The following is a 25,994-nucleotide window of genomic DNA, read 5'->3' on the forward strand; positions in this document are numbered from 1 at the left end:
AAAATGCTGAGACACTCTATCCGACTGGTCATACATTATCTTAAGTATGGTTCAGTGCCGCTCACGATGTGAGGTACAAGTTTTATTCCAGCGATCGCCTGATTCATATTTTGATTCAGCAACGCCAGAATTGTAATGCCTCTAGCAGTACGAAAGCTTAACCAAATTAAGACAAGGGAACTGACAAGTCACAGCGCAAGCACTCGCACTATGGTTGATTGTATTTCTCCCATAACATAGCTGAAAATTTTTGAAACGTCCTGCCTTAACCTTTGACTATACTGTTAAAGGCAAGCAATAACAAAAACTGTTATTATAATAGCGATTCTGGTTGATTGTGAGGCATAAATGAATATTTCCCTGACTCCTGAGCTAGAAGCGTTTGTGCAGAAACAGGTTGAGTCTGGTTTGTACCATTCTCAAAGTGAAGTGATTCGGGAAGGATTGCGTCTGTTGAAACGCTTTAACGACCATTCCGAGGAATATAAACTGTGGCTCAATGAACAGATTGCCATTGGTCTAGGCCAACTTGACAATGGCCAAACTCTTCCCGCCTCTGGCGCACGCGATCGCATTCGTAACAAGGCGCAAAAGTTGATGAAAAAATCCGATTGATGAACCCAAAACCTTATGTTTTCTCTGAGCAAGCAGAAGAAGACTTGGCTTTGATTTACGCTTATATTCCGCGAGATAATCTAGATGCTGCCGAACGGATGCTGGATAAACTGCTTTGTGCTTGTGAGTTGCTGACAGATAATCCCAGGATAGGGCAGTATCGTTCTGACCTGACACCGTTACCCGTTCGTTTCTGGTTGGTGCATCCCCGCTATTTCCTGATCTATCGAGGGGAAAACCCTGTTGAAATCGTGCGAGTACTGGCGGCCAATATGGATATTGCGCGAGAACTTGCTGGAAAATAATCAAGCTCTCAGATTGCTATCTGTAGTTTGCCACACATAGTAAACGCTTCAATGCAGCTAATTCAGTCGTAGCAGAAGTTACCCAAACTGTAAAAGTTTTAGAATTGCTATGAAAGTTTAAAGCCTAAAACCTCGGTGCTGTCATTTTTTGGGTATTTATAAATTTTCGTCTTTGTAAAGTTGGCTTTGTGACTCTGATTTATCTGATTACTCCTGAGAGAAAGGCTGTTGATTTTTGCTCTGAGGTAATTATGTCGGATCAAATTAACATATGTGAGTTGCTGACAGAACTATCCACAAACGAACAGCAGCTTCTATCCGGTGGTCACGGGGGTCATGGTCATGGTCATGGTCATGGTCACTGGGGTCATGGTCATGGTCACTGGGGTCATGGTCATGGTCACTGGGGTCGTGGTCATCATCGTCGCTGGGATTATGATGATGATTAATAAAAGTAAAGCCATAGCAGAGCGTCTGCCGCTACCTGTCACCAGTTGAGCACAGCGATCGCGTCAGGGCAAACGCATCTAAAGTATAAGAATCCTTTAATAGCAAGGGTTTTAGCGTTTTTTAATTTAACCTATTTTTTCGTCAATATCCTTATCCAGCAGGGGTTTCAGAAATACCGTGCGTTCGCCCTGGGAATATAGCGGTTCTCAGTTGGGTGCAATATAGTAACAGCAGTGGGTAAACCATCCAATAATGTCTTTTTTAGTTACTGTATTCAGAGCATTTGTAATGGCCTCGTCTAACTGTTGATATGTTCTAGAAGCTTGTGATACCTGCGGCGGGCTACGCCTACGCAAAAATTCTTTTACTTTCGACCAACAGTTTTCAATCGGTGAAAAATCAGGAGAATAAGGAGATAAGTACACTAGCCTTGCCCCAACGGCTTCAATGGCTTCCTTGATACCTGCGACTTTGTGAGAACTGAAATTATCCATGACAACAGTTGCGCCTGACCAAAGATTTGGAACCAAAACCTGAGTGACATAAGTTTCAAATGCTGATGCATTAGTACCGCCAGTAAAAGTCATGGCAGCAATGATGCCTTCCGTTGACATCGCTCCAATCATCGTCACTGAAAACTAAACCCCGATCTCACTTTTTCGCGTTGCTCCCGAGTTGAACTGCTAATGAGTAAGTTTTCTGGTTAATTCAACGACGATCGCCACCAAAACTTCTGGATCGAAGGGTTTGGCGAGGTGATGTTGAAATCCGGCGGCGATCGCAAGGTTTTGATCGAGTTCTCCGGCATAAGCTGTTAAGGCAATAGCAGGAATTTGTCCGCCTTGTTCAAGCCCAAGAGTACGAATTTGGCGCATTAGCATATAGCCATCCATCTGGGGCATCCCAATGTCACTGATGATGATGTTGGGAATGGATTGAGCGATCGCTTGCAACGCCTCAGTCCCAGATGCAACAGCCGTGACGATCGCCTCATCTTGTTCTAAAACAAAAGCGATGAAGTCCCGCGAGTCCGTTTCATCATCGACGACTAAAATGTGAATGCCGTTCAAATCACTATCCTGAACGGGCGATCCCTCCAAGGTTGGTGCTTGAGTTAACCCAGGTGCAAGTGGAATTTTAACTGTGAATGTCGCTCCTAGTCCAACACCAGGACTGTCTACTGTGACTGTTCCGCCATGCATTTCCACAATTTGGCGCACGATCGCTAATCCCAAGCCAAGTCCGCCAAATTTGCGGGTGGTTGCGCTATCTTCTTGGCGGAAATGCTCAAACACGTAGGGCAGAAAGTCGCCACTAATTCCTTTTCCAGTATCGGTGATTTGAATTTGGGCATGACTTTCAGTTTGAGCGAGGGCAATTGTGACTTGCCCACCATTATGTGTAAACTTAACGGCATTCGACAGCAAATTCCACACGACTTGCTGCAATCGCCCTGCATCCCCGATTACCAGGCCTAGAATGGGCGAGACGATCGTCTGAATTTGGATTGACCTGGCTTCTGCGGCTAGCCGAACTGTTTCCAGCGCGGTCCAAATCACTACATTGAGGTCAATGGATGAGGCTGATAAGCTCATTTTGCCGCTCAGAATCCGGGAAATGTCCAGCAAGTCATCAATGAGTTGCACTTGAAGCTGGGCGTTGCGCTCAATTGTGGCGATCGCAGCATTCGTTTTTTGGGCATCCAGCTTTCCTTGCTGCAACAGTTTTGACCATCCCAGAATTGGATTCATGGGCGTTCTCAGTTCATGGGAAAGAACCGCCAAGAACTCATCTTTAATGCGATTACTTCGATCTAAAGCTTCGGCTCGTGCCTGTAACTCTGCAATTAAGCACGATCGCTCTAAGGCAGCAGCTACTTGATTGGCTACTGTTTGCATGAGTTCGAGTTCGTCGGGCGTAAAGCGATCGCGTTGACGAGTTCCCAGCCCTAGTGTACCTAAGACGCGATTGCCCACGATTAACGGATGACTAGCATAAGCTCTGATACCGATTGATTGAACTGGAAGGGCGAGTGGATTGGTGGTTGAGAGCGCATTTTCAACGATAGCTGGCTGGCGATGTTGTACCGCATAACCACATACACCCTGCCCTAACTCCAAAAATTTAGCTCCTAAAGCAATGTCTTCCGAGATACCGCCATAGGTATTAAGTTTAAGGTGCTGCTGGTCTTCTTGAAACAAGTAATTAAAGAAAACTTCCAGTCCCAAATAAGTCGAAATTTTTTCAAACAAACTGGCTAAAAACACCTTGGGATCTTCGTTGAGCAACAGATCGTTGGCAACTTCTGAAAGCAGCTTCAGCCGTTCGTTGCTTGCTTTCAAAGTCGCTTCAATTTGCTTGCGATCAGTGATATCGTTAAACAATATCGCTACTTTTCGGCTCTGTGGCTGCCCAATGGGAAACGCATACACGTCAAACCAACGGTACAGCGCTTCGGCGCGATTCTCAAAGCGATGGGGTTGTCCTGTTAGGACAATTTTACCGTAAATTTCAAACCAATACTCTTCATGATTTGGAGCTAACTCGCGCATCCTTTTGCCTTGTGCGTCGTTGAGTCCCGTTTGTTTCTCGAACGCCGGATTTATTTCCAAAAAGCGATAATCGATGGGCTTACTGTTTGCATCAAATAGCACTTCAATTACACAAAAGCCTTCGTCAATGGACTCAAACAAAGTTCGATAGCGTTCCTCAGATTGGCGCAAAGCGTCTTCGGTTTGTTTGCGTTCGGTGATGTCTGCTAATGCTCCAGGAAAAGCAATCGGTCTGCCATCAGCAGCATATTCAACTCGGCCGCGTGCGGCAAGCCAGCGCTCCTCGCCTCTTGCCGTATAAACGCGGTACTCACTAACATATTCTTCCCCAGTTGCAATCGCCTGATTAATTGCAGCGACCGTTCGTGGGCGGTCTTCTTCGTGCATTGCTTGTACAAACAGTTCAATCGGCAACCCTGTTGTTGCTTCCACAGGGTCAACGCCAAACAAGTGAGCAAATGCTGCATTCACGATTACTAGATTCTCAGGAATCTTCCACCGCCATGTGTAAATGGCTCCTGCTGCTAAAGCGGACTCCAATTGCACGTGGGTTTCCCGTAAGTCAGCTTCGGCTTGTTTGCGGATATCTATCAGTTTTAAAGTTGATTCAACACGAGCCAGTAGTTCGCGAGCCGAAAACGGTTTGATTAAATAATCATCGGCTCCCTCTGCCAGTCCTTCTACACGAGCCTCTTCGCCCGCCCGCGCTGATAGCAAAATTACGGGCAATTCTCTGGTTTGGGGGTCAGCCCGCAGTTGATGCAGCAACTCATACCCATCCAGCCCCGGCATCATTACATCACTGAGAATCAAATCCGGTTGCTGTACCTGGATTGCAGCCAGAGCCGCCATTCCATCAGCGACTGTCTCAACCTCATACCGTTGACTCAACAATCGCCGCACATAATCGCGCATGTCGGCGTTGTCATCTGCCAGAAGGATACGGGCAGAAGCAACAGAGGGGAAAAACACTCTATCAAAACTACCTTCTTTCTCTGTATCTCCTCTGCCCCCCTGCCCCCCTGCTCCTCTGCCCCCCTACTTCTTCCAAAAGCCAGCGCGAAACTTCTTCAATGTATGGCGTGGCGCTGAGTGTGTTTGATGCCACAGTCCCAGGGGCATTTAACCGTTCTTGTGGTAAATGCGCGCACCCAGTTGGAATAGAAACTGTAAATCGGCTACCCTCTCCTAAAACGCTGGTAACGCTGATGGTACCGCCATGCAACTTTACCAGCTCTTGCACGAGCGATAAGCCAATTCCAGAGCCTTCAAAACTTCGTCCCTGTAACCCTTTAACTTGATAAAACCGTTCAAACAGGTGCGAAATTTCAGCTTCTGGAATGCCAATTCCAGTATCTTCAACGATTAAATTAACAGTATTGCGATCGCGCTGCAACCGAACAGTGATGGTTCCCGTCAACGTAAACTTAAAGGCATTCGATAATAAATTAAATACAATTTTCTCCCACATTTGGCGATCGATATAGATTGCTTCTGGCAAGGTCGGACAGTTGATCGCGAACTCCAGACCAGCTCGTTCGGTCAGCGAGCAAAACATACTAGCTAGCTCTGTTGTCAATGCGGCTAAGTCAATCGGTTCATAGGATGCTTGCATTCGCCCTGCTTCCAGTCGCGAAAAATCAAGCAGCGTGTTGACTAATTTCAGCAACCGGAGTCCATTGCGCTGCACGAGTTCAAGGCTATCGCGCTGTTGGGGCGCTAATGGAGTTTGAGTGTCGAGTAACAAGTCTTCGAGCGGACTCAACATCAGTGTTAAAGGCGTGCGAAACTCATGGGAGATATTGCTGAAAAAAACAGTTTTGGCGCGATCAAGTTCTGACAATGCCTCATTCGCCGCTTGCAGTTTTTCGTTGACCTCTCGTAACTCCTGCGATCTAGCATAAATTTCCATCTCCATTTGGTCGGTGCGACTCTGGAGTGATTGATTCATCTGACGCTGTTCATTTCGCTGCTGCTGCACCCGCACAAACTCAGTGACATCTTCGGCTCGGTGAATAATGTGTGTCATCTCACCGTTTTCATCAAAGACTGGCGAGTTGGTTGGTGTCCAATACCGCTCCTCAAAACCACCGCCTTCTGATTCCGGGCGGCGAATGTCATACTTTTGCACTACCATTGTGTGGGGCTGGCGATGCTTGAGTACGCTTTCTAGCGAGGCACGTAAATTCCGAACTCCATTAGCTTTAGGATCGTCAGGATTGTCTGGAAAAACCTCGAACAAATGGCGACCAACGACCTCTTCTCGTTTGGTTTTGGTCGCCCGAAAGTAAGCATCACTTCCCCCAACAATCACAAAGTCCAGTGAGTAGACGATATACAATCCCGGTATTGATTCAAATAAGGTTTGAAAATTCAGCATCTGTTCCCCCGGTCACGCTTCGCCAAAGTAATCGAGCAGTAGGGATTTAGCACCTGTTCGATAGGCTTCAATAGGTGAATCTTTCAGTTGGTTGAGCTTGGCTTTAATTTGCTTGAGTGCTAAGGGTAGTGGCTTGGCTCGGTTATTTTCCCAACGATTGATCGTCACCAGCGTCACCCCACCTCAGCCGCAAACTGCTCCTGTGTGAGTCCTAACAATTGTCTCAGTTGACGCACCAGTGCTGATGCGTCAACCTGACGACTGCTATATAACTTTGATGTATCTACCATAATCAATCCTTTTCTATTTAAAGAATGATAAGTCACGTGACCCATTATTTATCAAAAGGTACAGATATTGGCGTTGTGGTAGCAATCGTGCCAAAATTAACGCACTTGGCTGTAAAGCAAGCAGGACAAGCATTCTAGCACTCACCAAACATTGCCTAGTTTGATTTCTTGTATGCAAAAAAGATCCAATAAATAAAATGCCCAGCCCTTCGGCTTAGTGCAGTTGCTGGGGATAAATGAGCAGCAGTCCCGCAAGGCGGATGTCTCAGCCCATTGCTGGCGAACATCTGCCTAGATGGGTTAGGGAAACTACTCAAAGAATTCCAGACCCTGGACAAATATGTGACTGCAAAAGGCAAGAAAACATCCAAATGGAGAAGCACATATGAATACATTCGCTACTGTGAAGTCAAATTTGTGGACGAATATTGCCAGTGGTATAAAAGCCTGTTTCCAGATGTTAGGAGTTTTGAGGCTTTTAAATATCTTCATGTAGGCTGTGTTTCTGAGCTAAAACGGAAAACCCTACCAGAAATAGCAAAAATTGTAGGATTGGATAATCACTCTTGGGTTGCATCATTTTTTAACTACATCACCTTGGAATATAGAAAAGTTAAGAGTGTTGCGATTAGAACTAATTTTACAAGTGCTAAAAGGCAGACCAATCATTCTAATTATTGATGAAACAGGAGACAGAAAGAAAGGGAATAAAACAGATTACGTAAAACGGCAGTATATAGGGAACTTAGGAAAAGTAGAGAATGGAATTGTGGCAGTAACAGCGTATGGCGTATTCTGCGGTATGACTTTTCCACTGCTATTTGAAATATATAAGCCTCGTAAAAGATTAAAGCCAGAAGATAAATACCTAACCAAGCCACAAATAGCAGCAATTCTAATGCGAAAGCTCAAGTCAATGGGCTTTAAATTTAACTTAGTACTGGCAGACAGTTTGTATGGAGAAAGTGGAACTAACTTCATATCTGTGTTAGATGAAATGAATCTAAACTATATAGTGGCGATTCGCTCAAACCATGATGTGGATTTACTTCCGAGACAACATACTCAATATTTAAAGTGTCACAAGTTTAAAAGAGTATTTTCAGACCTTAGAAGTGAAAATCGATTTATTAGAGAAATAATTCACGGCAAACGACAAGAAAAAAGATATTGGCAGATTACCACAGATAGTGAGAATTTACCTGATAACACTACTTGGTATGTCATGAGTAAGTATCCAGACATGAATATGCCTTTACTCAAGGATTTGGGAAACTTGCCAAGATCATGTTCCGGTTAAGTTGATTCCCAATGTTGGGTCATAATTGAATGGCACGCTTGAAAAGCGCATCAGCTTGCTTTGACAAAAGTTTTACATATTTTGTAAAATCAATATTTCCCCATCTTTGTGCAAATTCATTGTAAGGTGCAGGTATCTTACCTGGTAGTTGCCACTAGAATTTAATTGTTGCAGATGGCTTGTAATCATACAGCCATTTATGAAAATCATCATTAAGGCTCATTGTCTGTTCCCGTTGCCCGTTTGATGCCACGGTGTTAGATTCGTAGTAGCGCATCTCACCCAAAGCGCTACGAGCTTGGATAATTTCTGTGCGCTGCATACGACGCTGTTCGTAGCTAGTTAAGGCTTCCTGGAGATTAGCTGATTGAGAAAAACACTCTCGCAATTCATAAGCATCTTCAAAAGTAGTATTCGCTCCCTGTCCCATAGCTGGAGCCATCGGATGGGCAGCATCGCCTAAAAGTGTAACTCTGCCTTGACTCCAGTGAGTTAATGGTGGGCGATCGCAAATCGGCCCTTCCCAAATTTGCTCGGCTGGTGTTGCTTGTACTACCACTTGAAAGGATTCATCCCAATCAGCCAATTCATGGAGAATACGAGATTTGACTTCATCGGCGCTGTGGCAAAGAGAGTATTCAGGAGAAAACTTACGACTAATCCAACTCATATAGCCGCCGCCCACATTCAGAAGGTACATGAACTGTTGATTGCCTTTGACGAACACTAATTCATAGTCATTAAATAGCTCGTGGTGATATTTGATGACGGCACGCCAACACATACTACCAATATAATTAGGCTTACCCTCGCCAAATAAAATTTCTCTAATTACAGAGTTAACACCATCAGCGCCAATCAGTAAATCTGCATATACCGATTTTTCGCCATCAAAACGAATTTTCACACCGTTTTCATCTTGCTCAAAGCCGATACAGCGATGATTGAGATGAATTATATCAGATGGTAATCTAGATGCTAAGACTTGCTGTAGACGATACCACCAAACAGTCACTAATGGCTGTCCATATTTCTCTTGGTATTTACTTGCATTAGCCCGGATTGTTTCTCCCCGAAAATCCTTTAAAACCGTGTGGTGAACCTCACACCCTGAACCTTTAAGGGTTTCGACAATTCCCGGTGCGATCGCATCTAAAAAATTCAAGCCATTGGGAGCTAGTCCTAGCCCAGTTCCAGCCGGACGAAACTCTTGAGCTTTTTCGTATATTTGAACGTCTATCCCTTGGCTTCTCAGTGCTATAGCAGCAGCTAAACCGCCTGGGCCAGCACCAACAATGGCAACTTTTTCTACTATGGGTTGGGATAATTTCTCAGTTGGGTTTATATTCATAATGTGAGGTTAATTGTCTGAGCTACAAAAAAGTAATAATAGACTGTGGTGGAAGTTGACTACTTTTCAGACTTGTTTCTTCAGCCCCAAGTTTTTCCTATTGCCTCTTTACTCTTGCCCGCCAATGCAAATCAATTCTAAAATCAAAGCGGACTGCGAGATCAAATTCAATAAACATCTGAAAAAACTATTAGTATCATCATTCAACATGAAAGAAAAGTTTTTAGATCCAATAACTTCAAACTCTCTTACCCAAAAATTACAAATATTTGCTTCCGAAGAAGTAGAATTATCGCTGAACATCAATAATATCTCCTACTCAGTAAAACTAGAACCTCGCCTTACTTTACTGGATGCACTCCGAGAGAAGCTGGGTTTGATGGGCACTAAAAAAGCTTGCGATCGTGGTGAATGTGGTGCATGTACTATTCTAATCAATGGTCGCAGAATTAACTCCTGTATGACTCTAGCAGTAATGCATATCGACGCTGAAATTACCACGATTGAGGGATTAGCGCAAGATGACAAACTCCACCCCATGCAAACAGCCTTTATCACCCATGATGCTTTTCAATGTGGTTACTGCACATCGGGTCAAATTGTATCAGCCGTAGGGATGATATTAGAAGAACCACCAAAATCTGAGGCAGAAATTCGAGAAAAAATGAGTGGAAACCTTTGCCGTTGTGGAGCATATCCAAATATTATTGCGGCGATTCGAGATGTGCTAGAGGAAATGGAAAATGCAGCCATTTAGTTATGCTAAAGTTACTTCACAAGATGCTGCGATGCCTGCGGCAACCCGAAGCGGGAACGCTACGGTTGAACAAAACGAAACTGCTGCATTTATCGCTGGTGGTACAGATATCCTGGGATTAATGAAAGATGGAGTCCAAACAGCGAATATATTAATTGATATTAATAATTTGCCCTTAACAGATATTGCATCTCTTGCGAATGGAATCCGTATTGGTGCAATCTCTCGTATGAGTGACGTGGCTTTTCATCCCAAAATTCAGGAATGTTATCCAGTAATTAGTCAAGCATTGTTACAAAGTGCTTCACCGCAGCTACGAAATATGGCAACAGTGGGCGGTAATTTACTACAACGAGTCCGTTGTGGCTACTTTCGCGATCCGGTTTTTCCTTGTAATAAGCGCACCCCAGGTTTAGGTTGTGCCGCAATTACAGGCTACAATCGAATGCACGCTATTTTCGGAGCAAGTGAACATTGTATTGCCGTTCATCCTTCCGATTTAGCTGTAGCATTAACGGCATTAGATGCGATAATTTACATCCAAGGGGTGGAAAAAGAACGTCAAATTTCAATTCATGATTTTTATCTCTTACCAGGTGATACACCAGAAAAAGAAACTTTATTACAGCCTGGAGAATTAATCGTTGCTATTGAAGTTCCAAATTCTGTATGTAAGTCCTATTATTTAAAAGTTAGAGATCGAGCTTCCTACCAATTTGCTCTCGTTTCCGTAGCTATTGCCATAGAGTTAGAACAGGACATAATTCAATCAGCACGAATCGCTTTTGGTGGGGTAGCACCCAAACCTTGGCGTGCAAGGGATGCCGAGGAATTTCTCAAAGGTAAAGCAATTAACGAAGCTACCTTTAAAGCCGCAGGAGAAGCAGCTGTTAAAGAAGCAAAACCGCAAACACATAATGAATTCAAAATTGAATTAGTTAAAGGCGCTTTGGTACGTGCGCTTTCAGTTGTGACAGAAAAATTATGAATAAAATTATCGGTAAACCGCTCGATCGCGTTGATGGCAAACTCAAAGTTACCGGAGAAGCACCCTATACAGCCGATGTTGCTATAGAAAATTTAACTTATGGAGTGATTTTTCAAAGTGCGATCACAAGCGGTAAAGTTATCCAAATAGATACATCCGCCGCCACCGCCGTCCCTGGTGTTGTAGATATCATTACCTACAAACAAACTCCATCTCTGGTAAAAATCCCCTTCTTTTCATCTCCCCAGCCTCAACCAACCGAAAAAGACGATAATATTTACTACGATGGTCAACATTTGGGCATTGTAATTGCCCAAACTTTAGAACAAGCCGAAACCGCTGCCTCCCTAGTTAAAATTATCTACGAAGAAGCCACTGCGATAGTCACAGTAGCAGATGCAGAGATATTTGAACCCGAATCAATATTTTTTGGCATGATGCCAGGTAAAATCACCAGGGGGGATGTGGAATCTGGGAAAGCTCAAGCAGATGTTCTGGTAGAGCAAATTTATACCACGCCAATGGAACATCATAATCCCCTAGAGCCTTCTGGAACGATCGCAATCTGGGAAGGAGATAATTTGACGCTGTATGAAACTACTCAAGGCATTTCCGCAACCCAAAAAGCGATCGCATCTGTTCTGAATATTCCTCAAGAAAATGTCCGTGTTATCTCTAAATATTTAGGCGGAGGATTTGGTTGTAAGGCATTGTTGCGATCGCATACTATTTTAGCTGCGATCGCATCTCGTCAAGTAAAACGCCCTGTAAAAGTTGTGCTAACGCGATCGCAAATGTACACAGCTTGCGGCCACAGATCCCAAACTCAGCAGCAGCTAACGCTAGGTGCAACCACCGAAGGTAAACTAACCGTTATTCATCACATTGGCACATCCTTAACATCGCTATATGATGACTTTGTAGAACCAGTTGGTGCAGCAACAACAATGATGTACGCCTGTCCAAATCTGGAAATTAAATACCGTCTAGCACGTATCAACGCCGCCACACCAACCTTTATGCGTGGGCCAGGAGAAGCGACAGGGATGTTTGCCCTAGAGTCAGCAATGGATGAACTAGCATACACCTTAAATATTGACCCAATTGAACTAAGACTAAAAAATCATGCAGATATCGATCCCCACCAAGGATTACCTTGGTCAAGTAAGTTCCTAAAAGAATGTTACCAAAAAGGGGGAGAAATTTTTGGTTGGTTCCAACGCAACCCAATTCCCCGTTCCATGCGAGATGGTTATTTCCTAATTGGTTGGGGAATGGCTAGTGCAACATTCCCCACTAATGTTGAAACTGCATCAGTCAAAGTAGAAATTTTTGCCAGTGGAAAGGTGCGGCTACAAAGTGGAACCCAAGATATTGGTACAGGTACTTATACAGTGATGACGCAGGTAGCTGCTGAGGTATTAGGCTTACCAGTGCAGTTTGAACTAGGTGATAGCAATTTTCCGAAAGCGCCCATTACGGGTAACTCAATTACAGTTGCTAGTGTTTCCCCGGCGGTGTATAAAGCTGCGATCGCTGCACGGGATAGAATAATCCAAATGGCGAGCAAAGATCCAAATTCTCCGCTTTATCAATCTCAAGCAGAAGATATTACCGTCGAGTCAGGGCAAATATTTTTAAAACACGATCATTCCAAAAGAGACAGCTACACCGATATTCTGCGCCGTCACGAATTAGAAAGTTTAGAAGTCACAGAGCAAACCTCACTCAACCCAGAGGGTAAGCAATACGCCAAACACTCATTTGGTGCAATTTTTGTGGAAGTAGCAGTCGATGAAGTGTTGGGAGAAATCAAAGTTAGACGTTGCGTAGGAGTTTATGATGCAGGACGAATTCTCAACTTCAAGACAGCGCGAAGTCAGGTTCTCGGTGGGATTACATGGGGAATCAGTATGGCGCTGATGGAGAAAACTGTAATGGATACAAATCAGGGCAGAATAGTTAATGCTAACCTTTCTGATTACCTGATTCCCGTTCATGCAGATATCCCAAATATGGAAGTACTATTTATTGGGGAACACGATCCTTATGTGAATACTCTAGGGACAAAAAGCTTGGGTGAACTTCCGATTGTTGGGGTAGCAGCAGCTATATCTAATGCAGTGTATCATGCCACAGGTAAACGGATTCGTGACCTACCAATTACACTAGACAAGTTGTCTGAATCCGGGATTGATTAAAATTTCTAGATTATTAAAAAACATCATGGACTAAAACGATCATTTATTTGTGCTAAAAGTCATGGTCAAATCCATGACTTTTTTCATTAGTTTTTTTGTTAAATATCTATATAATAGTCGTATTCAAACCAAGTTATATTGCGATATCAACCCAAAATTAAGACACTCTTGCCATTATATTTAGATATATTTACCGGATAATTTAAAAATACTAGGTATTAGTTAATAGAGATAACATAGAGCTATTAACTATGCCTTTTACATCTTATGTTTTAGTCTTGACTTTCCTGTTTAGTTTACTAAGTCTTAATGACCAAATACAGATAAATAAATTATCTCAGACCCTGTATCCTACTTATAAAACACAACAGTTATTTTTAGAAATTACTAAATCTAATACTCCCAGTACCCCTGTACCTTATAGAGGCGGTGGACGTAGATATTTAATTGAACCTTTCAAAAAGATTGATCTTCTTGTTTAACCTAACTTTTCACAGTATCTGAAAAATCAAAAGGTGTGGGGTGTAGTAAGACTTTCTGTCTTTCCCTACACCCAAACTTGCAACCCTACCTCCACACTTCTTTTTTTGCTAATTAGCCCCTAAAATATCATCAATGAGTGCTTCTCACGAAACTAAATACTGTTGAATTTCAGTTTTTTGACGACGTAGAACAGTGATTGCTTGCTGCTGAATTTGACGAACTCGTTTAATTCGACCATTGTTGGCTCACGATCTAGTTGTTGGGTGAGTTCATTTTTTCTTTGCTCAATTGCCATGATTTGCTGTACCTGCCTCCCATAAGCAATTTCTTGGTCTGCGGTTAGCATTGGGTAACGACCAATCTCTTGCAAATAGATACGAACCATGTCTGGACTCAGGCTGGACATACAATAAAACTTTTTTTGATATTTAGACGAATTTAAAAGTATAAATCAAATCGCTGAATTAATTTTCCTGATTTAACAGCTAAAAAATATTAACCTGAGATTGCGATAAATAAATTCAACCTAGAACAAAATGGTACTAAGTTAATCGCAAAGCCCTGATATAACTTGGATATAACTTGCTTTTTGAGTGGGGGAGTGGGGAGAATGGGGGGTAAGACTTATTCCTCGTCCTCCCACACCTCCCACACCCTGCCAGCAAGGAGGTTTCAGCTTTTCTTAGTGCCAATTCAACCTAGAACACAATCATCTATAACGGTATCCAGTGAGCGCTTACTATACCTCCATTCCAAAGTTCTATCTCTGGTAAGTTTTGTCATTAAACTTAACTTGTTGAGAATTAATTAGCTGGTATTACCCAAGCTATTTTGAGAGTTCCTGACTTAACTGGATAACTGGAAAAGTCAGGTAGGGCATGGGGGACAAGAGTTTTTCCCCTATACCGAATGATGGCACGAAGATTTATGTGAAACCTCCTTGCTGACAAGGTGTTGGCTGTACTGTTTCAGACAATTAAATGCGAGTGCGTCAAGGAAGGAGTTCAACATCTTCTTAATTCCCCACACTCGAAGGGAGCAACTCCATACTCTTTCATCCAGAAATACCAGGGATTTACGCTTTTCTTCGTGCTATTCTCCCTGATCAGATTGGCGACTGTTGCGAACATGAAGAATTGCTACAGTATTTTCTGACACGACAAATAAAACTCGATATTTTCTTCGTTTTCCAACCCAGAGTTGCCGAATTTCACGACCAATCACTGGTGCTTCTGGTGCTATGCTACAGCGATTAGGAAATTCTTTCAGTGAAGCGATAGCGTCTTGAATTTCATAATACCAGCTATTGGCTACTTCAGCACTCAGATTGTCGCACATCCAACGATAGGATGTTTCGATTTCTTGAAAGCCAGTGGGTTGAATGAGAACCTGGTAACTCATGGGCGAGGCGGAATGCCTAGTTTGTGTTCTAGGGCTGCCAAGGCTTGGTCGGACGGAATTCCTTCACCCTGCTCAAACTCATCTAGTCCTTTACGAATACCTACTATTGCTTCTAGATAATCAATGCGTTCTAAGAGTTCTCTATATGTGGCTAGTGGATGTTTTGGAGATGTTTTGAGTGATTTCAAAAACCCAAGTAGATCCTCTAGTAGTTCGTTTGGAGTGTTGTCAATTTCTTGTAATAGCAATTCTTTGATCGTCATTACAGTTATATAGATGAGATTTCTGTTTCTAGTATGGCTAATTATAGCTAGAAGTGCAGACGATAGCACTTTAAACGTGTCGGTTCGCAGACTAATTGAAAAATCTCAACGAAATAATCAGGGTTCTGGCGTACCTTGTCGCAAGCTAAGTGAAAAACGAGTTATTTCTTGCACTGTTGCATTGTGTATTTGTTGCATTAACAATCAAGTTCACTTTTGCTGTCTCCATACAAGGTTGTACTCTCTCTCAACAGCCGCCAGCAGTTTCGATTGCTCCCGTGAAAGATACGGTTTGGCAAAATCCCCAATCCCTGCAACAGCCAATCCACAGAAGAGTTACGGCTTAGATGGGTTATCTTTATTTTTTATATTACTATCTGTCTGATGGCTGATATATCTCTTCTAATTTCTCAAGCAAGCTTATCCGTAAGATAGTTTTGTTTTATATGAAAAAACGTCTATTTTAAATATAAGTTTGAACAGTATTCGTATAAATCAAAATTGACAAATAAAGTGGCACATTATCCCTTATTGAAGTCAAAAAATCACGAATGAAGCAAGTAAAACTAACTATGTCAGCCTGACCTTTATTTTGAAGGCTAACTCTATCATCAAAGAATTGGATTTATCGAACACTATCTCAAAAAAATATGCCTAATATATCAGGAAAGCACATTTCTTACTGGATTGACTCAACACCCACAGCTAATTTTCCACCACTTATCAATAATCTATCTGTGGATGTTGCAATTGTTGGTGCAGGTATTGCGGGAATCACTGCTGCAACATTACTTAAACGCGCAGGTAAAACCGTTGCTGTAATTGAATCGCAACAAATATCTACTGGTGTTAGCGGTCATACTACAGCCAAAGTTACCTCACTTCACCAATTGATTTATGCCGATTTGATTAAAAATCATGGTGAAAAAAAGGCACAGATATATGCACAGTCAAACCAAGCAGCACTAGAATTCGTTGCTAAAACAGTTACTGAACAACAAATCGACTGTGATTTTAGTCGCCAAAGTGCCTATACTTTCGCAGAAACCGAAGATCATCTCAAGGACATTGAAAAAGAGGTAGAAGCAGCACTAAAAATCGGACTACCCGCCACATTTGTTCGTGAAACTTCCTTGCCCTTTCCTATTGTTGGTGCTGTTAAGTTTGACAACCAAGCACAATTTCACTCTCGCAAATATCTCTTACACCTGATCAAGCAGATTCCTGGTAATGGAAGTTACGTATTTGAAAATACAAGAGTACTGAAGGTCGATGAAGATAATCTTTGTCAAGTTACTACTGACAAGGGAATTATTCAGGCACTGGATGTCATCGTTGCAACTAATATTCCCATTACCGATGAAGGATTATTCTTTGCTAAAACTTACCCCAAACGTTCTTACATCATTGGTGCGCGGATTGCAGAGCAGAAAGCACCTGTGGGAATGTACATCGGTTCAGGAGAAAAATACTACTCTATTCGGACTACTCCTGACAAGAATGGCTTATTGCTACTTGTTGGTGGCGGCGGTCATCAAGTGGGAACAGTGGAGAATACTGAAGAAAAATATCTAGATTTAGAAAATTATGCCCGTTCTCGCTTTGATATCGATTCCATCGACTATCGTTGGTCTACTCAGGATTTTGTCTCTTTTGACAAGATACCATACGTAGGAAAATTAACTCCTCTAAGCAAGCATACCTTTGTGGCAACTGGGTTTAGTCTGTGGGGCATGACTCAAGGAACCTTGTCTGGAATGATACTTTCAGACCAGATTTTAGGCATTGAAAATCCTGCGGCTGATTTGTACGATTCAACCCGCGCCACTCCTTTTCTCACTCCACAAGGTATAAAGCAAAACTTGGAAGTTGGCGCTCATTGGGTAGGCGATCGCCTCAAGGGATTGAATAAATCTCTGCAAGATGTGGCTATCGGTGAAGGAAAGCTAGTCACTGTCGATGGTGATAAAGTTGCCGCTTACCGAGATCAAACAGGAGATATACACGCTGTTTCTGCGGTATGTTCTCACTTGGGTTGTGTTGTTGCTTGGAACAGTGCCGAGAAAAGTTGGGACTGTCCCTGTCATGGTTCACGTTTCAGTTGCAAGGGTGAAGTTTTACACGGTCCGACAGTGAAAGATTTAAAGAAATTTTAGCTTTAACTATTGCCTATTAAGGGTTTCATCATTTCTTAGCTGCTTGCACACGCCCTTTTCTACCTTGTGTCACCTTCGGTTCTTCTTCCTTACTGGACTTAACCATTTTCACCAAGTGCTGATTTAGATAACTCTGCGCTGAGATATACAAACTTTCCCAAATCTCTTGATTGTGGCTGATTTTTGTGCCGACTGTATTTCCGGCTGTTTTCTCCGACACCAAATATTTGCGGAAATAGTTATTCCACAGGTGTTGGAGAAAATCTTCAGCGAATTCGTCAAACGACAGAATCCATTTATAGTCCTTGTCTAGAAATACCCGATATGATGCGATTATCGGTAGTGCCAGGTCAGTTGGCGCACCAAACCCAAAAGAGTACTTGCTGTCAGGCAACAACGTCGTTTTAGGTATATCTATTGAAGCTAAATCGTTGGCACCCTTTCTTCTGGGGTTGCTGATATATTCTTGGATTATTTCGTACAGTCTTTGCTCTATCCACAGAGCATGAGTCAAGAGAGGCAGTAAAACGGTTAATCTTTCCCTTTCTGCGTCTGTGATGTTACTTGGAAGACTCATCCCTTTTGATGTTCCAAGTCTTGGGCATACAATATCTGCAATGTCAGAGAAATTTCTATGTTACCAAAACCCTTAACATGTCGCCCAAGTCCTCATCTTCAAGCCACTCCCCCGTGATTACAGAAGCTCAGATTTCAGCCGGAGGCAAGTCTGAGTAGTTCACTCGGATTCTTCACCTAGATTAGATTGGCGACTGTTGCGAATATGAAGAATTGCTACAGTATTTTCTGACACGACATATAAAACTCGACATTTTCTTTGCTTTCCAACCCAGATTTGCCGAATTTCATGACCAATCACTAAGTAGTAATCCTGCAATTAGTAAAATATAGCACTTTAGACTACGTAAACTTAATTAGCGTAGGCGTAGCTAGCCGCAGACATTGCTCTTGGGGAAAAACTTTTTGGTTTACTGATTCTAAAGGGTGTGATCGCATCGGAATTTTAATCATAAACTCTGTTCCCTGACCAGGCGCTGAAAGGCACGTTATCTGACCACCATGTTTTGAGACAATAATTTCCTGGCTAATCGACAAGCCTAAACCCGTGCCTCTACCTACGGGTTTTGTTGTAAAGAAGGGGTCGAATAAGCGATCGCGTACTTCCTCTGTCATACCGGGGCCAGTATCGCCAATCCAAATAGTCACAAACTCATTGTCAGTTACTTCGGTGCGAATCCTAATCGTGCTGCGGCAAAAGTAAATTTCTTGGGGCGATCGCTGTTTATCATACTCCTCCAAAGCATCAATTGCGTTCGCCAGTAGATTCATAAACACTTGGTTGAGTTGTCCTGGATAACACTCCACAAGCGGTAGATCGCCATAATCTTTAACGAGTTGAATACCTAGTTGGTTAGAACTGGCTTTAAACCGATTGTGCAAAATCAGCAACGTGCTGTCTAGCCCAGCGTGAATATCCACCAGCTTCATTTGGGCTTCATCCACGCGAGAAAAAATCCGTAACGACTGAATGATTTCGCGGATACGATCAGCCCCAACCTTCATCGAACTCAGCAATTTGGGTAGGTCGTCACTCAAAAATTCTAAATCTATCGCTTCAGCCAGTTGTTGAATTTCAGGTAGCGGTGAGGGAGTGTACTTGGCATAGAGATTCAAAAGGTTGAGCAAATCTTGGGTATATTGATAGGCGTGAGTCAGATTTCCATAGATAAAGTTGACAGGATTATTAATTTCATGAGCGACACCTGCCACCAATTGCCCCAAACTGGACATTTTTTCACTATGAACCAGTTGGCTTTGAGTTTCTTGAAGTTGGCGAAAGGCAAGTTCTAGCCGATTGGCTTGTTCTCGATAACGTGCTTCTGATTCCTGCAATGCTTGCTCTGTACAAATGCGCTCTTGGATTTCCTGTTGCAGCAACTGATTAGATTGTCCAAGTGCAGCCGTTCTTTGTTCCACCCGTTCTTCTAACTCAGATGTCAATTTTAAGAGGGCGTTCTCTGCCTTAGTTCGCTCTTGAATCTCCTGCTCTAGATGCACATTTTGTTCTTGCAGTCTCTTCGTCAGATTTCGGATGCTTAAATGGATTTTGACACGAGCTAAAACCTCTTCATGCTGAAGCGGCTTAGTGATGTAATCCACCGCCCCAAGATTCAACCCTCTGACCTTATCAACCGTCTCAGAAAGCGCTGTCATAAAAATTACGGGGATGTCTTTAGTTGATTCTTGAGCTTTCAAGTGTTCACAAGTTTCAAACCCGTCCATACCAGGCATGAGTACATCTAACAAAATTAGATCGGGGAGAGCATATTCGACCTGTTCAATTGCATCTTCGCCATCCTGCGCCACCAACACTTGGAAGCCAGAGTCAGCCAAGAAATCAAATAATACTCCTAAATTTGTCGGGTTATCATCAACGATTAAGATAATGCTATTTTCAATGTTGGAAATACTCATTAATTTACCCCTATATTTTTTAGAATTTCACGAATTTTTTTAACTTGAAAACCTTTAGCTAATTGACGAAACTCTAAAGAAAAAGGTGCATATTTAACATCCACTTCTTCCAAGTGAGTAACTCGCTCCACAATCCGTTTGAGATCGCCTTTCATTGCTAAATTCAACAGAATCGCAATTTCGTCTGCGGAGGGAGCTACCAATGATTGCTGAGAATTTTCTTTTTTGTTACCTTTATATACTTGAGTTTCCCCATCATCATAAATCCATTCCAGTTCTAAGTGATGCCGTAACTTTTCTAAAAGCTCTGTTATGCGGATGGGCTTAGGTAGAAAATCATTGCAACCCGCCTCTCTACTTTTGTTGAGATCGAAATCAAAAACACTGGCAGAAGTGCCAATCACGATCACATTCTTTAGTTCAGGCGATCGCCGAATGCGACGAGTAGTTTCAAAGCCATTCATTTGAGGCATCATCAAGTCCATCAAGATACAATCTGGATTTAATTCAAATGCCTTATTGAGACAATCTTGACCATCTACTGCTTCTATCATTTCAAATCCTAAAGGCGATAGCATCTTGACTAAAATCGCCCGATTTTCTGGTCTGTCATCTGCCACGATGACTTTCCGCTTACCGCCTTTAAAACCTTGAATATTTCGTTGCTCTTTTTTGACAACATCAGCGTATTGAGAAACTTCAGGCAAATCTAAATCAAAGAAGAAAACACTCCCTTTTCCTAAGTTACTCTTCACCTGGATTTCGCCACCCATCATCTGAACTAATTGGCGGGTAATTGCCAGTCCTAATCCCGTTCCTTCTGCTTTGCGATTGTGATCTCCTACCTGCTGGAACGGTAAAAATATCTCTTCTAATTGTTCTGGTGCCATGCCAATTCCTGTATCTTCCACCTGAAACCGAATTTTACCTTCCTGATAGCCGACTTTGAAAGCCACACCTCCAGTTTCAGTAAACTTAACGGCATTACCCAGTAAGTTAATCAAAGCTTGCCGCAAGCGTTTTTCATCAGCCTTGACACCTATAGGAAGTTGAGTAATCTGTTCAAAAATTAAGCAAATACCTTTTTGTTCGGCCCGGATACGGCAGATTTCGGCAATGCCTTCGAGAAAATCTAGGAAATGAAAATCCGTTAGGTGGAGTTCCATTTTTCTCGCTTCAATTTTAGAGAGGTCTAAAATGTCATTAATCAGGTTCAAGAGGTGGTCGCCACACTGATGAATAATATTCACACCATCTTTTTGTGAGTTAGTTAAACTTTTTTCACGCTTAAGGATTTGGGCGTAACCCAAAATGCCATTAAGTGGTGTTCTCAGTTCATGGCTCATGTTGGCAAGAAAATCACTTTTAGCACGGTTGGCTGATTGGGCGATTTCTTCTGCTTTTTGCAGATGCACATTTTTTTCTTGTAACTCTAAAGTTCGCTCTTGTACTTTGGCTTCTAAGTTAGCGTTGGCTAATTTTAAGTCTTTATAAAGACGAGCATTTTCAATGGAAATCGCCGCTTGAGAAGATAACACTTGTAATACTTCTAAGCGATCTGATGTAAATGCGCCAATGGTAAGATTATTTTCTAAATAAAGGATGCCACTAAGTTTTCCTTGATGGATGAGCGGTGTACATAAAACCGATTTCGGTTGATGGGTAGCGATGTATGTATCTGTGGTAAATGTTCCTTCACAACTTGCATTGCTGAGAACAACATTTTCTTTAGTTCGGGCTACATACTTAATCAGTGAAATTGGTAGCTGCTGACTGTTTGATACTGAAATTTCTTGTAGCACAGTTACATCATTTTTGTCTACTCTTTTTGATGCTTCTATTTGCAAGTCTCCTGATTTTTCTAAAATTAGGTAGCCTGTTTGAGCGCCAGCATTTTCTAGCACAATTGTCATTAATTTAGCCAACAATTTGCTCAAAACTATTTCTCCAGAAAGGGCTTGAGATGCTTTCATAACTGTGGCTAAATCCAGCGAGTATGAAGCATTTTCACCCGTATAGCTTATCATCCGAGTCGCGTTCGTACTGACAGTTTCTCGCTTTGATATCCGAAATAGTTGAGGATATCTTTTTTCCAAGTCTTTGACTTTTGCCTTCGCTCCCCAGCAACCATATCCATAGTAGGCATCGTTGAGATAGGTATTAGCAACTTTCTCTCTGCCACAAGCAAAATAGAACTCTGCTGCTAGTTCTGACGCTAGGGCTTCTTCCTGAATATATCCATGTTCTCTGGCTCCAGTTATGGCTCGGTCATAAAACACGATCGCTTTGGCATCTTGTTGCAATACTCGTGCTTTTTCTGCTTCCACTAAATCGTATTTATGCTGATAGTTGGCAGGAGAATGCAACGCCCATTGCTTCATTTTTTTCTGCTGCGCTATCACTTGGCTGAAATATTGTTGGCGTAGCTTGCCGCCGTAGGCATCGCTTTTTGATGCACTGGGATACAAAGCTAGGAGAGTCAGAGAGGAGTAGAACTTGTGTTCAGCTCTATACATCAACGCTCGTCCACCTTGTTCGTATTTTTCTGCCAGAAAGGCATTCTCAGCAGCGCGATCGTAATTTTTAAATAAATAACCTAGAATCAGTTTAGAAACATAGATAGGATAAATAGCCATATAATTATTGCTATTTATCAGAATTGGCAACATTTTATTTTCATCAAAACTTTCGCCAATTAATCGATATGGTTCCGCTGTTTTCTTAATTAAATTTAAACCTGTTTGTTGAACTATACTAGCATAAATAATCTGAAATTCTTGTTTAGTTCTTTGCATTAAAGCAATATAATGCGCTTGTTTCTGGAGAGCTATTTCTAGATTTTCACCGATAAAAAACAAATGCGTACAATAAAAACAAGCCGAATAAGAAGCATATTCTAAATCTCCTGTTTCCAGCCCTCTTTGGACACCCTCAATTAACGGTTCTATAGTATTAATAGCTGGTTCTTTCCAATGCCTGATAAAATAATTAAATGTTTCATAGATTTTCGCAGTCATCTCCTTAGCATTGAATTGATTTAACAGCTTTAAGCCTAACTGACCAAATTGATAGCCAGAATCCATGTCTTCAAAAGCGCCACATAGGAACATTCCATAAAGTACATATGCATAAGCTGACAGAGGAGAGTTTCCATCTTTCAGACAGAGATTGGTCATTTTAAAAACGACCTGGGGATAAAGTTCGGGAGCTGCAATATAAACCGGAGGAATCAGATTGATCAAGACTCGCAGTGCGGCTAATTTATAAACATCAGTCATTTCTGGCAACTCTGTTAAATCCTCAATCCGTTTTCCTCCTAAATTCAATCTAGTCAGTCTCGTCGGGGGTTTTTCTGATAAAGGCAACCCTAGCATTTTTAGCACTTGCAGTCCAGTATTTAACGCAGCTTGCATTTGGTTTTTAGCAATATAAAACTGCATTTTTGTCTCATATACCTGGACTCGATCGAGCAGGGTTTTTGCCTGTGATAAAACTACATCAGAAAGCATTTCTGCTCGTTCAAAATTAGTGTTGAGGAATTCTACTGCTGCCGTTTCTACATAGAGGTTGAGTGTCATGTCATACTGACACTGCCAACTATCTGCCGCAAGAAGTTCCAAACCTACATTTAAATATTTAACAGATGATTCATACGCTGTTGCTGCTTTTGCTTTCTGTCCAGCTATAAGATTGAGTTGAGCCAGTCTATCTTTTTGAGATTGTTGGGTGATGAATTCAGCACCAATATTTAGTTGGTTGACAATTTCAAAAATGTTTTCTTCAATGTCCGTTTCCGAGGTATGTATTAGTAGCAATTCACCAATTTTTAGGTGAGTCTGTTTTTTCTGGTCATCTGGTATGAGAGAATAAGATGCTTGTTGCACCCGGTCGTGTAAGAACTTATAGGTAATAGGTGATGGGGGCTGGTTAATGTGCGATCGCCTGTTCTCAGTCTCCATTTGTTCTGAGTCAAAAACAAGCGGTATTTTGTAGGAATTATTGAGGGGCAGAACCAAACCTGATTGCAGAGCTTCCCACAAATCTGCTGCTGTCTCTGACTGAGATGTTTTATTAATAATCGCTAAAATATCTAAAGTAAATTTGTCTCCTATGCAAGCAGCAAGCTTTAATACATTTTGTGTTTTGACAGATAGCTTTTGAATTTGGCTGACCATCAATTCAACGACATTATCAGTTATATTAACTCCCTGAATAAACTCAATATTCCATTGCCAAAAACCGCGCTCAAAGTCAAAAGATAATAAGTTGTCCTGATAAAGAGATTTGAGTAACTGAGTTAAGAAAAAGGGGTTGCCTTGGGTTTTTGTAAAAACTAACTCAGCTAGCGGCTTTACCTTTAAAACTTCACTACGAAGAGTATCGGCTACTAACTGGTTCACATGAGCACTATCTAAAAGCTGGAGGATAATATTATTTACGATCGCACCAGTCTGTTGAATCTCCTCCAAGGTCTGAATTAAGGGATGAGTGGCACTTACTTCGTTATCTCGATACGCACCAATTAGCAATAGATATTGGCTATCTGGGTCGGTCATAATTAACTGGATAAGCTTGAGGGAAGCTGAATCCGCCCACTGCAAGTCATCCAGAAACAAAACTAGCGGGTGTTCGGGTTGACTAAATACATGAATGAATTGTTGAAACACCCGATTAAATCGGTTTTGTGATTCTGATGAGCCTAATTGAGGAACTGCTAGCTGCGGGCCAATAATCCGTTCTAATTCGGGAATAACGTCTATAATCACTTGAGCATTGGAGCCAAGAGCATCTATTAGTTTTGATTTCCAAACGGCGATTTGGTCATCGGTTTCTGTTAGCAATTGCCGCATCAAATCTTGGAATGCTTGAATTAGAGAAGCAAAAGGAATATTCCGCTTGAACTGGTCAAATTTACCGGAGATAAAATAACCGCGCTGGCGCACAATCGGTTTGTGAACTTCGTAAACTAAGCATGATTTACCGATGCCTGAGTAACCAGAAACTAGCATCATTTCTGTACTACCAGAACTTACGCGATCGAATGCTTTTAACAAAGTAGCAACTTCTATTTCCCGTCCGTAGAGTTTTTGTGGGATGGAAAATTGGCTGTATGAATCTAGTTGACCGACAATAAAGTGAGAAATCTCGCCATCTATTTGTAACTGAGTCATACAGGTTTCTAAATCAGCTTTTAATCCTAGAGAACTTTGATATCTATCTTCAGCGGTTTTAGCTAACAATTTCATTACAATGTCAGAAACCGTTAAAGGAATTTTTGGATTGAACTCTTGAGGCGTTATTGGTGTTTTGGCAATATGGCAATGAACAAATTCCAGAGAGTCAGCGGCATTAAATGGCAGCGAACCTGTCAGCATTTCATAAAAGGTAACGCCTAAAGAATAGAAGTCGGTACGGTAATCAATTGACCGATTCATTCGTCCGGTTTGCTCCGGTGACATATAGGCGAGAGTGCCTTCTAGTAAATTGGGATTGCTGATACTTTGATTTTCTTTTTCTAACCGCGATGCAATGCTGAAGTCGATAATTTTAACTTGCCCAGTTTTTGGGTTAATAACGATATTGTCAGGTTTAATATCTTTATGAATAATCTTGGCTTGATGCAGTTGAGTTAGAGTGGATGCTAACTGAATGGCTATTGTGAGAAATTCGGTTAATGATAATTGGCGATCGCTAATATACTTTTTCAGAGATTCTGCACCAAAGTCTGCCAAAATTAGGGCTAGACCGTTATGATGATTTTCTAAAGCTAGAGACTTGACAATTCCTTCTATATCTACTAGAGTCTGTGAGATTTTATATTCATGTCTGAGTCGGGTTAGTTCTTCGAGGCTGGGATACTCGGCTTTCAGGGCTTTAACGATCGCAAGAGTTTGATCTGACTGCTTGGAAGCGCGATAAATAACGGTATTGACACCTTCATACAGAGCTTCAATAAAGTTGTAACTGGGAAGAACAGGTATCATTTTTCTAAGCCTAAGTATTAGGATG

General features: G+C 41.9%; 19 protein-coding genes and 2 pseudogenes. 10 read left to right on the forward strand and 11 right to left on the reverse strand.

The window, feature by feature from the left end:
* The first annotated feature begins 348 nt into the window (after positions 1-348).
* The 3 genes from IQ274_RS30790 (at position 349) to IQ274_RS30800 (ending at position 1,369) form a co-directional block, all read left to right on the forward strand.
* The gene (locus IQ274_RS30790; RefSeq protein ID WP_194144503.1) at positions 349-615 is read left to right on the forward strand and encodes a type II toxin-antitoxin system ParD family antitoxin; all 267 of its coding nucleotides are present in this window, start codon (positions 349-351) and stop codon (positions 613-615) included.
* Positions 615-920, forward strand: coding sequence for a type II toxin-antitoxin system RelE/ParE family toxin (locus IQ274_RS30795; protein ID WP_194144504.1), 306 nt, complete (start codon positions 615-617; stop codon positions 918-920). Before IQ274_RS30790 ends, IQ274_RS30795 begins: the two co-directional genes overlap by 1 nt.
* A gap of 251 nt (positions 921-1,171) precedes the next feature.
* Complete coding sequence (locus IQ274_RS30800) at positions 1,172-1,369, forward strand: hypothetical protein (RefSeq protein ID WP_194144505.1); 198 nt, start codon at positions 1,172-1,174, stop codon at positions 1,367-1,369.
* 207 nt (positions 1,370-1,576) lie between these two features.
* Here the strand turns inward: IQ274_RS30800 and IQ274_RS30805 are convergent, their stop codons facing one another.
* Genes IQ274_RS30805 through IQ274_RS37855 form a run of 4 tightly spaced genes read right to left on the reverse strand, consistent with a single transcriptional unit; the run spans position 1,577 to position 6,470 of the window.
* Positions 1,577-1,996, reverse strand: a complete 420-nt coding sequence (locus tag IQ274_RS30805; protein ID WP_265578587.1) for a transposase — start codon at positions 1,994-1,996, stop codon at positions 1,577-1,579.
* 57 nt (positions 1,997-2,053) lie between these two features.
* Positions 2,054-4,894 (reverse strand): response regulator, encoded by a 2,841-nt coding sequence (locus IQ274_RS37560; protein WP_194144507.1) that lies wholly within the window; start codon positions 4,892-4,894, stop codon positions 2,054-2,056.
* A 10-nt stretch (positions 4,895-4,904) separates the two neighbouring features.
* Positions 4,905-6,302, reverse strand: coding sequence for a PAS domain-containing sensor histidine kinase (locus tag IQ274_RS30815; RefSeq protein WP_228058470.1), 1,398 nt, complete (start codon positions 6,300-6,302; stop codon positions 4,905-4,907).
* 12 nt (positions 6,303-6,314) lie between these two features.
* Positions 6,315-6,470: a hypothetical protein gene (locus tag IQ274_RS37855; RefSeq protein WP_322745389.1), complete on the reverse strand. Its 156-nt coding sequence runs from the start codon at positions 6,468-6,470 to the stop codon at positions 6,315-6,317.
* A gap of 515 nt (positions 6,471-6,985) precedes the next feature.
* Between IQ274_RS37855 and IQ274_RS30825 the strand changes: the two are divergent.
* Positions 6,986-7,868: pseudogene (locus tag IQ274_RS30825) on the forward strand (IS701 family transposase); the annotation flags it as partial.
* A 178-nt stretch (positions 7,869-8,046) separates the two neighbouring features.
* Here the strand turns inward: IQ274_RS30825 and IQ274_RS30830 are convergent.
* A complete protein-coding gene (locus tag IQ274_RS30830; protein ID WP_194144508.1) occupies positions 8,047-9,243 on the reverse strand; it encodes an FAD-dependent oxidoreductase in 1,197 nt (398 codons plus the stop codon).
* 208 nt (positions 9,244-9,451) lie between these two features.
* Here IQ274_RS30830 and IQ274_RS30835 point away from each other — a divergent pair, with 208 nt between their 5' ends.
* From IQ274_RS30835 to patX, 4 genes are all read left to right on the forward strand, one after another.
* Positions 9,452-10,000, forward strand: coding sequence for a (2Fe-2S)-binding protein (locus tag IQ274_RS30835; RefSeq protein WP_228058471.1), 549 nt, complete (start codon positions 9,452-9,454; stop codon positions 9,998-10,000).
* The gene (locus tag IQ274_RS30840; protein WP_194144509.1) at positions 9,987-10,988 is read left to right on the forward strand and encodes an FAD binding domain-containing protein; all 1,002 of its coding nucleotides are present in this window, start codon (positions 9,987-9,989) and stop codon (positions 10,986-10,988) included. The genes IQ274_RS30835 and IQ274_RS30840 overlap by 14 nt, the downstream gene beginning before the upstream one ends.
* Positions 10,985-13,189: a xanthine dehydrogenase family protein molybdopterin-binding subunit gene (locus tag IQ274_RS30845; RefSeq protein WP_194144510.1), complete on the forward strand. Its 2,205-nt coding sequence runs from the start codon at positions 10,985-10,987 to the stop codon at positions 13,187-13,189. The genes IQ274_RS30840 and IQ274_RS30845 overlap by 4 nt, the downstream gene beginning before the upstream one ends.
* Positions 13,190-13,440: 251 nt before the next feature.
* Positions 13,441-13,671, forward strand: coding sequence for a heterocyst-inhibiting protein PatX (patX, locus tag IQ274_RS38150; RefSeq protein ID WP_163927774.1), 231 nt, complete (start codon positions 13,441-13,443; stop codon positions 13,669-13,671).
* 152 nt (positions 13,672-13,823) lie between these two features.
* On the opposite strand, the gene IQ274_RS30850 is transcribed toward patX, so the two are convergent.
* The 3 genes from IQ274_RS30850 to IQ274_RS30860 all read right to left on the reverse strand — a co-directional run bounded on the left by IQ274_RS30850 (position 13,824) and on the right by IQ274_RS30860 (position 15,336).
* Positions 13,824-14,057 (reverse strand): sigma-70 factor domain-containing protein, encoded by a 234-nt coding sequence (locus IQ274_RS30850; RefSeq protein WP_243458359.1) that lies wholly within the window; start codon positions 14,055-14,057, stop codon positions 13,824-13,826.
* Positions 14,058-14,764: 707 nt separating this feature from the next.
* The gene (locus IQ274_RS30855) at positions 14,765-15,073 is read right to left on the reverse strand and encodes a type II toxin-antitoxin system RelE/ParE family toxin (protein WP_194144511.1); all 309 of its coding nucleotides are present in this window, start codon (positions 15,071-15,073) and stop codon (positions 14,765-14,767) included.
* On the reverse strand, positions 15,070-15,336 hold the full coding sequence (locus IQ274_RS30860) for a prevent-host-death family protein (RefSeq protein WP_163927777.1): 267 nt from the start codon (positions 15,334-15,336) through the stop codon (positions 15,070-15,072). The genes IQ274_RS30855 and IQ274_RS30860 overlap by 4 nt, the downstream gene beginning before the upstream one ends.
* A 149-nt stretch (positions 15,337-15,485) precedes the next feature.
* Here IQ274_RS30860 and IQ274_RS30865 point away from each other — a divergent pair, with 149 nt between their 5' ends.
* Together IQ274_RS30865 and IQ274_RS30870 are read left to right on the forward strand one after the other, a co-directional pair.
* Positions 15,486-15,683 carry a hypothetical protein gene (locus tag IQ274_RS30865; RefSeq protein ID WP_163927778.1) on the forward strand — a complete coding sequence of 66 codons (198 nt, stop codon included), beginning with the start codon at positions 15,486-15,488 and terminating at the stop codon, positions 15,681-15,683.
* Between the two features lie 303 nt (positions 15,684-15,986).
* The gene (locus IQ274_RS30870) at positions 15,987-17,492 is read left to right on the forward strand and encodes an FAD-dependent oxidoreductase (RefSeq protein WP_194144512.1); all 1,506 of its coding nucleotides are present in this window, start codon (positions 15,987-15,989) and stop codon (positions 17,490-17,492) included.
* A gap of 28 nt (positions 17,493-17,520) precedes the next feature.
* Here the strand turns inward: IQ274_RS30870 and IQ274_RS30875 are convergent.
* From IQ274_RS30875 to IQ274_RS30885, 3 genes and pseudogenes are all read right to left on the reverse strand, one after another.
* Positions 17,521-18,072, reverse strand: a pseudogene (locus tag IQ274_RS30875) (abortive phage infection protein); the annotation flags it as partial.
* Positions 18,073-18,410: 338 nt separating this feature from the next.
* Positions 18,411-19,985, reverse strand: a complete 1,575-nt coding sequence (locus tag IQ274_RS30880; RefSeq protein ID WP_228058472.1) for a response regulator — start codon at positions 19,983-19,985, stop codon at positions 18,411-18,413.
* The gene (locus tag IQ274_RS30885) at positions 19,985-25,969 is read right to left on the reverse strand and encodes a hybrid sensor histidine kinase/response regulator (RefSeq protein ID WP_194144513.1); all 5,985 of its coding nucleotides are present in this window, start codon (positions 25,967-25,969) and stop codon (positions 19,985-19,987) included. The genes IQ274_RS30880 and IQ274_RS30885 overlap by 1 nt, the downstream gene beginning before the upstream one ends.
* Between the last annotated feature and the right edge of the window lie 25 nt (positions 25,970-25,994).

The sequence above is a fragment of the Nostoc sp. LEGE 12447 genome, assembly GCF_015206985.1.
In the GTDB taxonomy this organism is placed as follows: Bacteria; Cyanobacteriota; Cyanobacteriia; order Cyanobacteriales; family Nostocaceae; genus Nostoc.

Excerpts from the sequence above, each read along its gene's own strand:
- IQ274_RS30790 (WP_194144503.1), top strand. The coding sequence starts at position 349 with ATGAATATTTCCCTGACTCCTGAGCTAGAAGCGTTTGTGCAGAAACAG.
- IQ274_RS30795 (WP_194144504.1), top strand. The coding sequence starts at position 615 with ATGAACCCAAAACCTTATGTTTTCTCTGAGCAAGCAGAAGAAGACTTG.
- IQ274_RS30800 (WP_194144505.1), top strand. The coding sequence starts at position 1,172 with ATGTCGGATCAAATTAACATATGTGAGTTGCTGACAGAACTATCCACA.
- IQ274_RS30805 (WP_265578587.1), bottom strand. The coding sequence starts at position 1,996 with ATGATTGGAGCGATGTCAACGGAAGGCATCATTGCTGCCATGACTTTT.
- IQ274_RS30815 (WP_228058470.1), bottom strand. The coding sequence starts at position 6,302 with ATGCTGAATTTTCAAACCTTATTTGAATCAATACCGGGATTGTATATC.
- IQ274_RS30830 (WP_194144508.1), bottom strand. The coding sequence starts at position 9,243 with ATGAATATAAACCCAACTGAGAAATTATCCCAACCCATAGTAGAAAAA.
- IQ274_RS30835 (WP_228058471.1), top strand. The coding sequence starts at position 9,452 with ATGAAAGAAAAGTTTTTAGATCCAATAACTTCAAACTCTCTTACCCAA.
- IQ274_RS30840 (WP_194144509.1), top strand. The coding sequence starts at position 9,987 with ATGCAGCCATTTAGTTATGCTAAAGTTACTTCACAAGATGCTGCGATG.
- IQ274_RS30845 (WP_194144510.1), top strand. The coding sequence starts at position 10,985 with ATGAATAAAATTATCGGTAAACCGCTCGATCGCGTTGATGGCAAACTC.
- patX (WP_163927774.1), top strand. The coding sequence starts at position 13,441 with ATGCCTTTTACATCTTATGTTTTAGTCTTGACTTTCCTGTTTAGTTTA.
- IQ274_RS30850 (WP_243458359.1), bottom strand. The coding sequence starts at position 14,057 with ATGGTTCGTATCTATTTGCAAGAGATTGGTCGTTACCCAATGCTAACC.
- IQ274_RS30855 (WP_194144511.1), bottom strand. The coding sequence starts at position 15,073 with ATGAGTTACCAGGTTCTCATTCAACCCACTGGCTTTCAAGAAATCGAA.
- IQ274_RS30860 (WP_163927777.1), bottom strand. The coding sequence starts at position 15,336 with ATGACGATCAAAGAATTGCTATTACAAGAAATTGACAACACTCCAAAC.
- IQ274_RS30870 (WP_194144512.1), top strand. The coding sequence starts at position 15,987 with ATGCCTAATATATCAGGAAAGCACATTTCTTACTGGATTGACTCAACA.
- IQ274_RS30880 (WP_228058472.1), bottom strand. The coding sequence starts at position 19,985 with ATGAGTATTTCCAACATTGAAAATAGCATTATCTTAATCGTTGATGAT.
- IQ274_RS30885 (WP_194144513.1), bottom strand. The coding sequence starts at position 25,969 with ATGATACCTGTTCTTCCCAGTTACAACTTTATTGAAGCTCTGTATGAA.